This is a genomic window from Paenibacillus sp. NFR01 (assembly GCF_900111565.1).
Taxonomy (GTDB): Bacteria; Bacillota; Bacilli; order Paenibacillales; family Paenibacillaceae; genus Paenibacillus_AQ.
On the sequence record NZ_FOIK01000004.1, the window covers coordinates 260977 to 273866 of the forward strand.

General features: G+C 55.4%; 13 protein-coding genes and 1 riboswitch. Of the genes, 1 reads left to right on the forward strand and 12 read right to left on the reverse strand.

Features of this window, described 5'->3' with window-relative positions:
- Positions 1-3: 3 nt before the first annotated feature.
- Positions 4-258, reverse strand: a complete 255-nt coding sequence (locus BMW84_RS18475; protein ID WP_091070937.1) for a YuzB family protein — start codon at positions 256-258, stop codon at positions 4-6.
- 82 nt (positions 259-340) lie between these two features.
- On the opposite strand from BMW84_RS18475, the gene BMW84_RS18480 reads away from it, so the two are divergent.
- Complete coding sequence (locus tag BMW84_RS18480; protein WP_091070938.1) at positions 341-589, forward strand: NifU family protein; 249 nt, start codon at positions 341-343, stop codon at positions 587-589.
- 120 nt (positions 590-709) lie between these two features.
- Here the strand turns inward: BMW84_RS18480 and BMW84_RS18485 are convergent, their stop codons facing one another.
- From BMW84_RS18485 to BMW84_RS18535, 11 genes are all read right to left on the reverse strand, one after another.
- On the reverse strand, positions 710-1579 hold the full coding sequence (locus tag BMW84_RS18485) for a MetQ/NlpA family ABC transporter substrate-binding protein (RefSeq protein ID WP_091070940.1): 870 nt from the start codon (positions 1577-1579) through the stop codon (positions 710-712).
- Between the two features lie 57 nt (positions 1580-1636).
- Entirely contained in the window at positions 1637-2305 is a 669-nt protein-coding gene (locus tag BMW84_RS18490) for a methionine ABC transporter permease (RefSeq protein ID WP_091070942.1), read from the reverse strand.
- Entirely contained in the window at positions 2305-3321 is a 1017-nt protein-coding gene (locus tag BMW84_RS18495; protein WP_091070943.1) for a methionine ABC transporter ATP-binding protein, read from the reverse strand. The genes BMW84_RS18490 and BMW84_RS18495 overlap by 1 nt, the downstream gene beginning before the upstream one ends.
- A gap of 100 nt (positions 3322-3421) precedes the next feature.
- A riboswitch (SAM riboswitch) is annotated at positions 3422-3562 on the reverse strand.
- 78 nt (positions 3563-3640) lie between these two features.
- Positions 3641-4366 (reverse strand): Cthe_2314 family HEPN domain-containing protein, encoded by a 726-nt coding sequence (locus BMW84_RS18500; protein WP_091070945.1) that lies wholly within the window; start codon positions 4364-4366, stop codon positions 3641-3643.
- Positions 4367-4389: 23 nt separating this feature from the next.
- Positions 4390-6159: a UbiD family decarboxylase gene (locus BMW84_RS18505; protein WP_091070946.1), complete on the reverse strand. Its 1770-nt coding sequence runs from the start codon at positions 6157-6159 to the stop codon at positions 4390-4392.
- Positions 6160-6185: 26 nt separating this feature from the next.
- A complete protein-coding gene (locus tag BMW84_RS18510; RefSeq protein WP_091070948.1) occupies positions 6186-7178 on the reverse strand; it encodes a COX15/CtaA family protein in 993 nt (330 codons plus the stop codon).
- A 74-nt stretch (positions 7179-7252) separates the two neighbouring features.
- Entirely contained in the window at positions 7253-7597 is a 345-nt protein-coding gene (locus BMW84_RS18515) for a thioredoxin family protein (protein ID WP_091070950.1), read from the reverse strand.
- Positions 7598-7714: 117 nt separating this feature from the next.
- Positions 7715-9340 carry a putative polysaccharide biosynthesis protein gene (locus BMW84_RS18520; protein ID WP_091070951.1) on the reverse strand — a complete coding sequence of 542 codons (1626 nt, stop codon included), beginning with the start codon at positions 9338-9340 and terminating at the stop codon, positions 7715-7717.
- A gap of 25 nt (positions 9341-9365) precedes the next feature.
- Positions 9366-9851 (reverse strand): DUF456 domain-containing protein, encoded by a 486-nt coding sequence (locus BMW84_RS18525; protein WP_091070953.1) that lies wholly within the window; start codon positions 9849-9851, stop codon positions 9366-9368.
- A gap of 5 nt (positions 9852-9856) precedes the next feature.
- Positions 9857-10600: a Cof-type HAD-IIB family hydrolase gene (locus BMW84_RS18530; RefSeq protein ID WP_091070954.1), complete on the reverse strand. Its 744-nt coding sequence runs from the start codon at positions 10598-10600 to the stop codon at positions 9857-9859.
- Between the two features lie 121 nt (positions 10601-10721).
- On the reverse strand, positions 10722-12881 hold the full coding sequence (locus tag BMW84_RS18535) for a peptidoglycan D,D-transpeptidase FtsI family protein (RefSeq protein ID WP_091070956.1): 2160 nt from the start codon (positions 12879-12881) through the stop codon (positions 10722-10724).
- Positions 12882-12890 lie beyond the last annotated feature (9 nt).

Below are 12890 nucleotides of genomic sequence, written 5' to 3' on the forward strand. Positions count from 1 at the left end.
CGGTTAGTCCAGTTCGAGGTTATCCCAGGCTTCCTGTTCTTTAATGGCGGCAGCGATAATCGCTTCCAGTTCTTCGGGGGTATCCGCTTCAAGGATATCCCCATTGACCATTGCAAAGGGGCGAAGATAACATTCGCCGCAATTGTTCAGGCAGCCGTATTCGATAACATCGTATTCCGGATTGCTTTCCAGCTTTAGCTTCAGCGCTTCGGTCCCGTGGCCGATATTGCTGGCACAAAATTCAATAATTGGTCTCATGTTGTTCTCCTTATTGTGATCAAACCATTTTATTTTTTAACTTTTTGTACTATAATGAACCTACGAAAGGAGTGATTGAGAAATGACTGAGAATACACAAAGCACCACCATGTATGATGAGGTTTTGGAAGTGCTCGATAAACTTCGTCCGTTCCTGCAACGCGATGGCGGCGACGTGGAATTGGTTGACGTCGAAGACGGTATCGTGAAGCTGAAACTGATGGGCGCCTGCGGCAGCTGCCCAAGCTCCACCATCACGCTGAAAGCCGGGATCGAACGCGCACTTTTCGAAGAAGTGGAAGGCGTCGAAGAAGTTATTCAAGTATTCTAATCCCGTATTATAGATGATTTCGCAAATGCGAACAACCCTGACAGCAAAAACCTCCGCAAGCCTTTCGGCTCAGCGGAGGTTTATTTTTGTTGCAGCAGCGGCTGCGCTTATCGGTTCAACTTAAAATGCAGGGATAATCGAACCTTGGTAAGTGTCTTCAATGAACTTCTTCGCTTCCGGAGAGTTCAGGGCAGCAGCCAGCTTCTGGATCGCGTCGGAATCTTTATTGTCCGGACGGGCAACGAGAATATTGGCATACGGCGAATCGGTTCCTTCAATGAACAACGCGTCTTTCGTCGGTACCAGTTTGGCTTCCAGCGCAAAGTTCGTGTTGATCAGCGCCAGATCGACTTCGTCCAGCTGGCGAGGCAGCATGGCTGCATCCAGTTCGATGATGTCGAGTTTCTTAGGATTTTCAGTAATGTCGGCTTTGGTCGATGCAATGTTGGTGTCATCCTTCAGCTTGATCAGGCCGTTTTTAGCCAGCAGGATCAGTGCGCGTCCGCCGTTGGTAGCATCATTTGGAATCGCAACCTTTGCGCCGTCTTTTAGCTCGTCGATCGATTTGATCTTTTTGGAGTAAGCGCCGAAAGGTTCAACGTGAACGGCGGTTACAGAAACCAGATCCGTACCGTTCTTTTGGTTTTGGTCGTCGAGATATGGTTGGTGCTGGAAGAAGTTCGCATCAAGCGCTTTTTCGGCCAGCTGTACGTTCGGTTGGATGTAATCGGAAAATTCCTTGATTTCGAGCTTGATGCCCTCTTTCTCCAGCAGCGGAGCGATGGCTTTCAGGATTTCGGCATGCGGTACAGGCGAAGCGCCTACGACCAGGGTCACCGGATCGGCAGCCGGAGCATCCGTTGCTGCAGCATCGTTAGCTGCCGGAGCGTTCGTCGCCGCAGCGTTGCCCGCGTTGTTATTGTTGTTGCCGCAAGCCGCCAGCGCAAAAATCAAGGTCAAGCTGAAAATGACGAGCAGTGCTTTTTTCATCTGTAAATCCCCCTCAATCCTATATTGTGTATGAATAAGGCTTGTAAATAAAATGCCCTACTTCCGGGTAAAATATTGGACCAGTCGGTCCCCGGCCATCTGCAGCAGCTGCACCAGAATGACCATGACAATAACCGAGATAATCATGACTTCTTTCTCGTAGCGGTAGTATCCATAGCGGATGGCCAAATCGCCGAGACCGCCGCCGCCGACCATGCCGGACATCGCCGTGTACGATACGAGCGTAACGATCGTGATCGTTACGCCGGCCAGAAGGCCCGGCCTTGCTTCCGGAAGAAGCACGCGCCGTACAATCTGTGACGTCGATGCGCCCATGCCTTGCGCCGCTTCGATCACGCCCCGGTCCACCTCGCGCAGCGCCGTCTCCACGAGACGGGCAAAGAACGGAGCCGCGCCGATCACCAGCGCAGGAATCGTGCCGAGCACGCCGATCGAGGTGCCGACAATCGCTTTGCTGACCGGAATCAGCGCGACCATCAGGATAATGAAGGGAACCGAACGCAGGATGTTGACGACGAAGGATAATACCGAGTATGCCACCCTCAAAACTACGTTATTTGATCTTCCCCATAAATATAACACAATTCCGAGTGGTAAACCAAGGATTATTGTGAAAATTCCTGAATAAAGTATCATTTTCAATGTTGCAACCGTTGCGTCCCCCATTTCGGACCAGTCGATTGCGCTAAAATTAAGGTTCCCCATCAGCCGATTACCTCCACATCAAGCCCTTGACCGGCCAGTTTGGCCAATGTCGCAGCGACGGCTTCTTCGTTGCCCTCAAACCGGACGATAAGCTGCCCGTACGGCACATCCTTGATCGTCGAAATCGTTCCCTGCAGAATGGCGAAATCCACACCGGTAGCGCGGACCGTGGCCGATAGCGTCGATTCGTATGTTTTTTGCCCCAGGAACGTAATCTTCACTGCTTTTCCCGGCTTCCTGTCGACAGCTTCCAGCGCCGCCTGCAGCGGACCTTCGTTCTGCGTTTCCGTGCGGATGAATTCCTTCGTCACTTCATGCTTGGGCTTGAGGAACACCTCAGCCACTTTGCCCTGTTCGACGATTCCGCCCCCGTGAATAACCGCCACCCGGTCGCAGATGCTCTGAATGACATGCATCTCGTGGGTAATCAGCACGATCGTCAGATGGAATTTGCGGTTAATGTCCAGCAGCAGCCGAAGAATCGAGTCCGTCGTCTGCGGATCGAGCGCCGACGTTGCTTCATCGCACAGCAGCACATCCGGATCGCTGGCCAATGCCCGGGCGATGCCGACCCGCTGTTTCTGTCCGCCGGAGAGTTGTGCCGGGTATTTGCTGCGGTGCTCTTCCAGGCCGACCAGCGTCAGCAATTCCTTCACCTTGGCGTCGATCTCTTTGCGCGGCATGCCGCTTAAGCGAAGCGGAAATGCAATATTGTCGTAGACCGTCGCAGAGGACAGCAGATTGAAATGCTGGTAAATCATCCCGATTTTGCGGCGCCGCTGCTGCAGCGGCCCCTGGCGCAATGCGGTCAGCTCGACGCCGTCGACCCAAACTTCGCCGTCCGTCGGCCGTTCAAGCAGATTGATACAGCGGATCAGCGTGCTTTTTCCCGCGCCGGAATGGCCGATGACGCCGAAAATTTCGCCTTTATTCACCGACAGATTAACGCGGGAAAGTGCGGTCGCGGACTTGGCGCCTTTGCCGTACACCTTCGTTAAGTTTTTTAACTCGATCAAGCAGGGTATGCCTCCTTCAAACTCTATTCCGTAAACAAAAAAACCTCCGGCGATCGATGCAGATCGCAAGAGGCTTGTACTCGGGTTGAACACTACTGCCTTCTCATCTGCCAAAGACCGCAACCATGCGGCATTGCAGGATTTAGCACCATGACACTGGCCCAAAAACGCTGCAAAACGTTCTTCGCCAATCGGTTGCCGGGCTTCATAGGGCCTGTCCCTCCGCCGCTCTCGATAAGATGAAATATGAAGTTGTTAACAGATAGTGTTAAGTATATTGAGTTTCGGTTTTTTTGTCAAAGAGAAGTTTATGGAAGCATTATCCTTGTTTCTGTGCCGCATTATGATGCCACTGTTCGTTGCTGTAGCGGAAGGCGGCGCAGAGCGATTTGCACACCATTTCCAAGCCCTGGCGCAAATCTTCCAGATGGCTGTCCAGGTCCTCAAGGCGGATGCGGTCGCGCAGTCCCTGATGGCGCTGCCACAGATCATCCGTCATTTCGGCATTCATATAATGAATCTCGGCGTTCCGGCGCTTGCGCAGATTTTGCAGCGGTTCCTTATAGGCATCTTTGATCTTGTCCAATTCATCCGCCAAAGGCACATGCAGCTTCAGCAGCTTAAACTGCCGGAGTACCGTGAAATAGGAAAAATGGGCCTTCGTCTCCGTCGTGTTCAGATCATACAGGCTGTTCAGCACGGTACCGAGCTTGTCGAGCAGCGAGAATACGCGAATAAAGCCGTCTTTGTAAAAATACACATAACGCGCATACTCCCCCTGTTCCTCCACGGACATCTCCTCCATGTAGCCGGCGACCACCGATTTGCGGAAATGGGCGGCGGCGAACAGGCTTTGCTCCAGCTCATCCAGCGAAGAGATCAGACCGCGGGTCCAGATTTCCAGTTTGCGGTATTCATGGTTGCGGTCCTCGTGCGCGTCCATCTCCTTGCGCAGCATGACTGCAACTTTCGCCATGTTGTCCATGGCTTCCGCGAGTATGCCGCTGTTCTCGCGCGGCGGCTCGCCCAGCAATATCCGCAGCATGTTACTCCTCCTGTCTTTTCAGATCAACCGGAAAAGTACTGTTTCCAGTTGCGGTCCACCAGCCGGACGGTCTCCCCGCAGGCGGCCACTTCCTTGGGATAGCCCGGCTTCATGCGGGCATCGATGACTAGCGGCAGCCGGTAAACCAACCGATGGCCGTTAACGGAATAATCGGCATGAATGTCGCCGGCCGGATTAAAGCGGGTAAACACGGTCCACAAGAACGACGTCTGCGAGCGGACCGTCTCCTCCGCGTCGTCTACGATAAAGATGAGCGGCCATTCGGTCTGGCGCTCGCGGAGCGCGGCGACCAGCCGTTGCCCGAGATCAGGATCGGCGTCATACGCGGTTCCGGAGACGACGAGGCACCCCCGCGTGAACGGTTTGATTTGCCGGATACCCGGCAAATCGCCTTCCGAATAGGCTTCCGGCAGATCCCGCACCGGATCCCCGACGCCCAGCAGCACGGCTTTGCTGCCGTGATTGAGCCTCTCTCCGGTATAATCCAGCGTATCGTGTGACGTATTGGACAGGATCAGGAGATCCGATTCCGGCCGGAACCGTTCCAGCACAGTTTCCAGCACCTTCGACACATCGGACAGCTCGGTCAGCTCGCTGGTAAGCAGCAGGCATTTCGTCAGCGAGAGCTGGCCTTCCCCCAGAATACGGAAGGCCGAAACCAGCGCTTCGCGCGAATAGCTTTCGCGGACGACAGCCGCCGTAAGCGCCTGCGAGCCGGACTCCGAGTAGGTCCACAGCGCTTTGACCGACGGCATAAACAGCGGATAAGCCGGGGACAGCAGGCGCTGCAGGTAATCGCGCAGGTAGAAGTCCTCCTGCCGCGGCTTCCCGAGAATAGTCGCCGGGAAAATGGCGTCCTTGCGGTGCCACATCCGCTGGACATGCATCAGCGGAAAATCATGCTGGCGGGTGTAATAGCCGTAACGGTCGCCGAACGGCCCTTCGGCCCGGCGCTCCAGCGGCGGCACCAGCCCGCGGATGGCAAATTCCGCTTCGGCGGGAATCCGGTGGCCGCCAAGCGGATCTTTTACGAGCGGCAGCCGGCTGTTCATGATCAGCGAAGCGAGCATCAGCTCCGGCAGCCGTTCCGGCACCGGCGCCGCGGCCGCGGCGATCAGGGCCGGCGGGCCGCCGAGAAAGACGGAGACCGGCAGCGTTTCGCCCAGCAGTTCGGCTTCGCGGTGGTGGAAGCCTCCGCCTTTCTGGATCTGCCAATGCATCCCGGAGGTACTGTCGTCAAAGATCTGCATCCGGTACATGCCCAGATTATGATCCTTCGGACGGAGAATGCTTTCGGTGTACACGAGCGGCAGCGTAATGAACGGTCCGCCGTCCTCCGCCCAGCTCGTAATCCGCGGCAGCTCCTTCAGCGGTTCGCTGCTGCGGCAGATGCCAAGCACCGGCGCTTCGCCTTCCGGAACGTTTTTATAGCCGACTTTTAGCAGATTAAACAGCAGGTTCTTTTCCTTCCATGCCCCGCCGAACGTAGGCGGCAACAGCTGCTCCGCCGCATCCAGAAGCGATTTGACCAGCTGCTCCGGCCGGGTTCCGAACGCTTTGTTGACCCGGCGGACGCTGCCGAACAGATTGGTGGCTACCGGAAAAGGCGTTCCTTTGACTTGCGTAAACAATAGCGCAGGCCCTTCCTCCTGCACAACCCGGCGGTGAATCTCCGCCAGCTCCAAGTAGGGATCGACCGGTGTCTCTATAATTGCCAAATCTTTGTCTTTGCGCAGCTCCTCGATCCATTGCCGCAAATTATCGTATCCCACAGTAGTGTTCCTCCTCCAAGCCGGCCCTATCCCATGTCTACCTTATTCTGTTGCCCGAAGCCGTCGCCGACCGGCCTACCTGCCGCATCCGCACCGTTACGGCGTCTGTTCGAAAGCTGGCCTACCCGGACGCTCATATAGCACAATACGCCGAACAGTCCCGAAATCAGGACAATATGCGCCAAAGCGGCAAATATGTATACCTGATCGTTGCCGAGCGAGCTGACTACCGCCGCCCCGCTAAATACCTGGAGCAGACAGAGCAGCACGGCGGCGATGCCGAGCGCGCGCAGCTCCGGCAGTTCCTTATGCTTCCAGAAAGCGATGTGACCCAGCAACGCAGTCATTATAAAGAGTAGCGCAGCGGCAACCCGGTGCATAAATACAATGCCGACGCCGCCGGACAATTCCGGTATCCACGCCCCATTGCACAGCGGCCAGCCCGAGCAGCCGCCCTGCGAATCCGTATGGGAGACATAGGCGCCGAGATAAACCACGATATACGAATATAACGCCGTAAACCACGTGAAGTTGCGGAAAGCCTTGCTTACGGAAGGGACCAAACGTCCAGAAGAGGCTTCCGGAATCTGCCGCCGAGCCCCGAGCGCCAGCATCAGGGAACTGGCGAAGGCAATCAGCGAAAAGCCCAAATGCAGCGCCATCACCGGCGCAGACTGCGAATGAATGACTGCAAGCGCTCCCATGGCGCCTTGAACGATAACGAAAACCAGTGTTAACAGGGCATACACCGTAAGATCTCTGCGTTCTCGGGCATACCGCCAAAAAGCCCACATTGAAGCCAAAGACATCAAACCTGCCAACCCACTGAACAAACGGTGCGTGTATTCAATCAGGGAACCGATCGTATAGGCCGGCACCAGCTTCCCGTTGCAGAGCGGCCAATCCTGCCCGCATTCCAGACCCGATCCGGTTTTGGACACAACCGCGCCGCCGAGCAAAGCAAAAAACATGACGAGGCAGGTGAACCCGCCGAGCCATTTCAACTGTTTCGCTGTCATATGCAGTCACCCCCGCTTTTGAAAAAACACCGCTTCGGCTTGGCTACAGCGAAAGCGGTGTACTTCGTTCAGGATTACTTGTGAATGCTTTGGTAAACATCCAGTGCCGTGTTCAGGAACTGCTCGATCTCGGCGCGGGATTTACGCAGCTTATTGACGAAACGGGCCAGCTCGCGGCCGTCGGAATAAGCGACAAAGCTCGGAATGCCCAGGATGTTCTGCTCCTGGCTGACTTCGCCGACCTTGTCGACATCGACTTCGACGAGCGTTAGCCGGTCTTTATATTGCAATTCCACTTCAGGCATAAACGGATCGATAAACCGGCAATCGGAGCACCAGTCCGCTTTGAATACGGCAATGGTCAGCCGCGGCGATTGAATCGCCACCTGAAACTCCGCAGGGGATGTGACTTTATCCATGGATGATCCAGTCCTTTCTCTGGCTTGCTGCACAGCGTTATACTTCCTTTTTAGTGTAAGCAAATTGTGCCAAATAAGTCAAATAAAAATGCGCAGAACAAGACAATAATCACAGCGTCAGGCATTGCCCCGCACACGTTCCGGCTGCAGCTTCATCAGCGGCGCAAGCAGCTTCTGCACGGAGCGCGGATAACCGGACATTTCCTGCCGGGTCAGCACGCCCAGAACGATCAGGAGCACCAGATAGATGATCACTACGGCCACCCCGACCACCAGGCAGGTGATCAGAAAAGCGATACGCCCAGGCATGTAGTGGGTCAGCAGCTTGCCTGCTTCATTCAGCCCGTAGCCGATGCCGCCGGAAGCCAGCAGCGCCACCAGGTATCCGCCCCAACGTTTGCCCATGATTTGGAACGGCACGATGGTCTTGAGCATCCGCAGGTTGAGCACCGTGATTACAATGAAGCAAAGCGCGGTTGCCCCGATAATGCCATAGATGCCGAACAGCTTGCTGAACAGGTAGCTGGTGACCAGCTTGACGGCGATGCCCGCAAATACGTAATACATCGAGATACGCGATTTGCCCATGCCCAGCAGTATGGAGTTCGTGGTCATCATCGTAATTTGGAAAATCGTCCCCAGCGTCAGCATCGCGATGATTCCGCTGCCGTCCAGGCTGCTGAAGAGCAGGCCGTTAACGGAATAGGAGGCCACGACAAGCGATACGACGATCGGCGTACCGGTCAGGATGGAAATGCGCAGCGCCAGCGTTACCTGCCGCTGCAGATGCTGCTCGTCCTTCCGCGCATATGCCGCGGAAATAATCGGGATCAACGAAGTGCTGAGCGCAATGGACAACACCGGCGGAATCCCCGCCACGCTCAGCGCCCGGCTGCCGTAGATGCCGAGTGCCCGCGTCGCTTCGTCGAGGCCGATCTGGCCGCTCAGCAGCGGCACGATCCATGAAGTATCAATGAAGTTGACGACCGGCACGGTCACGGAAGACAGCACGATCGGAATGGATAACATGAAAATATCCTTATACACGCCTAGCAGCGGAATCCGGGCCTCGCGGGCCGGATTCCGCGTCGTCTTCTCCTCCGTACGGCGCAGCTTGAACGTATAATACAACATCACGCCGAACGCGCCGATACTGCCGAGCACGCTGCCGAACGAAGCGCCGGCCGCCATCCATGTATTGCTGTAGTCATTGGCCAATAAGATATAGGCCAGCAGAATCGCCGTCGAAACCCGGGCAATCTGCTCGATAATCTGCGAGATGCCGCCGGCCATCATGTTGTTCCGGCCCTGAAAATAGCCGCGCATCATGGCGATGGTCGGGAAGAGCAAGAGCGCCGGGGCAATCGCCCGGATCGCCGGAGTGCTCTCCGGCACCTTGATATAATCGGCGTAATAAGGGGCGCCGATAAACAGCGCCGCGCTCATCAGCACGCCGACGACGGCGGCAAAGATCAACGCGGCACGGTATACCTGCTGCGCTTCCTGCGGCCGGTTGAGCGCATAACGCTCGGAGACCATTTTACTTAAGGTACTCGGAATTCCCGCCGTCGCCAGCGGCAGCAGCATAAGGTATACCGTATTCGCAGCGGTGAACGAGGCATTGCCGATATCATTGAATAAGTGCTCCAGCGGAACCCGCTGGGCCAAGCCCAGCACGCGGGCCACCAGTGCAGCAGCGGCCAGAATCAGCGTGCCTTTAACAAAAGATTCTTTCTTGGACAATCGTTTCGCCCTCTTCGCAGTGATTTTAATGCAGGCCTATCCAAATGAAGAAGAGGACGACCATTGCAATCTGCAGCAGCAGCTTGACTACTGTGCTTGTAAACAGGCCGAGCAGCGAGCCGAAGCTCACTTTCAGCGCTTTGCCGGGATTGGCCCCGGCGATAAGTTCGCCTACAAAGGCTCCGATAAACGGGCCCAGAATGAGGCCAAACGCCGGAATCACAAACGGACCGAAAATAATGCCGATCGTACTGCCGATGACCGATGCGCGGGAGCCGCCGAATTTTTTCACGCCCCAGGCGCCGACGACATAATCCGCGACGAACAGCACAACGACGATGAGCGTCTGGATAATCCAGAACCACGCGCCGAATGGATCAAACGAGAAAAACCAGCCATACACGAAAAATGCAAGATAGATCGCCAGCGCACCCGGCAATATCGGGTAGACCGCGCCGGCCAAACCCACCGCAAACAACGCGATAATCAGGACCCAGCCCAAAATGGCCATTACGTTCAGCTCCCCAAAATATACTTTTGAATCACTTCTGCAATCCCATCTTCGTTGTTCGACGCCGTAACGGCGTCCGCTGCCTCTTTCACCGCGTCCTGGGCATTGCCCATGGCAACGCCAAGACCCGCCTCTGTAATCGCGGCAATATCATTCAGGCTGTCGCCGACGGCGATAACCTCGGACATCTTCACGCCGAGCAGGCCGCAGACCTCGCGGATGCCGGAGGCTTTGTTGATGCCCAGAGGATTGATCTCCAGGTTGATCGGCGTGGAATTGGTGATCTCCAGCCCGCCCATGTTTTGCAGCTCCATCAGCAGTTTATGGCGGATTTCAGCGTCTTCCGAGGAATAGCCGAATTTCAGCCACTCCCGTCCTTCCACATTGCCGTCCCAATTGGTCCGGTTGTGCACCATCTCGGTGGAATAGGCCCAGTGCCAGACGCCATACTCCTGGGCGAGGGTATACAACCGTTTAATCAATTGCGGGTCCATCAGGGACCTGCGGTACAGCTCATGCGGCGCGCGCCACACTTCGCTGCCGTTTACAGTAATCATCGGCGTTTCGAGTCCAAGCTGCTCGGCATAAGGCATTGCGCTGCGCAAGGCCCGGCCTGTGGAAAAACAGACGTGAACGCCTGCATCCACCGCTTTACGAATCCATTCCACAGTCTTCGGGGTAATCAATTGTTCGTCATTCAGTAGGGTACCATCCATATCCAGTGCCAGCAGGCGGTATTTGGCGGTCATGCCACTCCTCCTTTGTGTGTAAGCAGTCAGCAAAGCCGAGTCGCCACTGCGGTGAATGTTTGGACTTCCGGCCGCAGTTGTTTTCGGATTTGCTGAATGCTTTTTTTATCTTTATATAGTTTTACTCTGTTTTTGTACCCGTGTCAGTGCCGTTTGCCGCATTATTCGTTGTATTCGCACCTGTCGCGCCATTGGTACCTGCGGCGGTTCCTGCTGCAGAGTTACCGGATTGCAGGCTTTTCTTCGGCACACCGTCAAGGCCGTACTCCCAGTCGTACGCATCAAAGATTTTGCGTGCGACCGGTGCGGCGCTGTTCGAACCGAAGCCGCCTTCCGGAATAACCACGGCGACGGCCAGCTTCGGATGGTCTCGTGGCGCGAAGGCGATAAATACCCCGTTATCGCGGTTGTTCCCGGAGCTGTCCGTTTGCTGGGAGGTCCCCGTTTTACGGGCAAAATCATACGGGAAGTCCGCAAAGGCAGTCACTTCACTGTTCATGCCTTTTTTGATTTCCTTCCAGAAGGATTTGTCGAACGTCGTGACCTGATCCAGCACCTCGCGTTTGAATGCCTTCACGACAGTGCCGTTTGCATCGGTAATTTTACTCACCAGCTGCGGTTTGATCCGCACGCCTTCGTTGGCCAGCGTAGATGCGTATTGGGCGAGCTGCAGGGCCGTGTATTTGCCTTGTTGCCCAAACGACGCGTACACGAGCGCGGCCTGGGCACTGCCCGCCGCTTCGATATTGTTATAGTTGATTTGGCCTTTGTATTCGCCCGGAAGCCCGCTTTCGGTCGATACGCCGAGGCCGAATTCCTTCATATATTTGTCCCAGACATCAATGCCCTTGCTGCCGTATTTTTCATACAGCTTTTTGCCGACCATGTCGACCATGAAGACGTTGGACGATTTTTCGATTGCCCGCGCCGGATCCATGGAGCCGTAGACGTGTCCGGACGCGTTGCGTACTCTCGTCTCATGCCCTTCTTTCCCGAAATAGGCTACACCCTTATCCTGATAAACAGTCGAGGTGGTGAAAAAGCCTTCGTTCAGCCCGATCAGTACGCTGAGCGGCTTGATGGTCGAACCCATCAGCACCGTCGATTCGAATTTATGACCCGACATCCCGGAGTTGTACGGAAAAATCGTCCCGTTCCGGTAGTTGTTCATAATCTGGTTCCACACATCAGAGCCGAGCTTTTCGCTCGTCCATACATTAGTATCGTAATCCGGCATGCTGGCCATCGCCACGATGTTCCCGGTGTCGACTTCCATCGCCACAGCATACCCGGTCAGCGCATCCGGGTGCAATTGGCCAAGCACGGGATGGGTATGCAGCCACTGCAGCTGATCCGTGATGGCCTGTTCGGTTTTCATCTGGACATTTTTATTGATTGTCATCCAGATATCGTCGCCCTTGACCGGCGGCACCACTTCCTCCACGGCTTCGGCCATGTTTTGCGGATTGACGGAAATAACCTCGTAGCCGTTTTTACCGCGCAGCTCTTCCTGATACTGCAGCTCAAGGCCGTCGAACCCGACAAATTCGTCGTCTTTGTAGCTGAGGCCGGGATCGGCGTCGATCGCCTTCATCGAATCCTGAATCTGCTGATACAAATCCAAGCTATTGGAATACTTGAAAGGTTTGATGTAGCCAACCGTTTGGACGGCAACGGTATCCTTGTCGTAATGGCGCGAGCTTTCCTCGACGATCGCCAGACCCGGATAATCCGCTTTATGCTCCATAAAATAAGCAACCTCACGGGTAGATAACCCTGCTTTAATGCGCCGGGCCGTATACCCGGAATATTTTTTGAAATATAAGTCCATGGAATCAATGACATCCTGCTGGGTCAGCTGCTGCGCGCCTGCATCTCCATACAGCTTGAAGTTCTCCACCAGCTTCGCCGCCAGCGCGTTGGCTTTGGCCGAGGCTTCCGGCGTCAGCGTAGTCTGTCCGGTTGCCTTATCGGTCTGCTTGGCCGTGTACTCTTTCGTCAGCGTAATGTAGAGCGACTGGACGGAGGTGGAATAGGCGATCGGTTCGCCGCCCGCGGCTTTAATCTCGCCTCTGACCGAAGCGAGCGGAACATTTTTGGTATCGCGACTGGTTTCGACCTCCGTTAACGTCGGCCCCTCTACGAATTGCACGACGGCGAGACGGATAATGATAACGCAAAAAATGACAAACGTCCCGAAGAAAAACACATTGATGCGCAAGCCTAGCGAGCCTTTGCCGGCATTGTCCTCCGGAGGCGGCTGCTTACGAAAAAAACTCACGTCGGTCAC

Excerpts from the sequence above, each read along its gene's own strand:
- BMW84_RS18475 (WP_091070937.1), bottom strand. The coding sequence starts at position 258 with ATGAGACCAATTATTGAATTTTGTGCCAGCAATATCGGCCACGGGACC.
- BMW84_RS18480 (WP_091070938.1), top strand. The coding sequence starts at position 341 with ATGACTGAGAATACACAAAGCACCACCATGTATGATGAGGTTTTGGAA.
- BMW84_RS18485 (WP_091070940.1), bottom strand. The coding sequence starts at position 1,579 with ATGAAAAAAGCACTGCTCGTCATTTTCAGCTTGACCTTGATTTTTGCG.
- BMW84_RS18490 (WP_091070942.1), bottom strand. The coding sequence starts at position 2,305 with ATGGGGAACCTTAATTTTAGCGCAATCGACTGGTCCGAAATGGGGGAC.
- BMW84_RS18500 (WP_091070945.1), bottom strand. The coding sequence starts at position 4,366 with ATGCTGCGGATATTGCTGGGCGAGCCGCCGCGCGAGAACAGCGGCATA.
- BMW84_RS18510 (WP_091070948.1), bottom strand. The coding sequence starts at position 7,178 with ATGACAGCGAAACAGTTGAAATGGCTCGGCGGGTTCACCTGCCTCGTC.
- BMW84_RS18515 (WP_091070950.1), bottom strand. The coding sequence starts at position 7,597 with ATGGATAAAGTCACATCCCCTGCGGAGTTTCAGGTGGCGATTCAATCG.
- BMW84_RS18525 (WP_091070953.1), bottom strand. The coding sequence starts at position 9,851 with ATGGCCATTTTGGGCTGGGTCCTGATTATCGCGTTGTTTGCGGTGGGT.
- BMW84_RS18530 (WP_091070954.1), bottom strand. The coding sequence starts at position 10,600 with ATGACCGCCAAATACCGCCTGCTGGCACTGGATATGGATGGTACCCTA.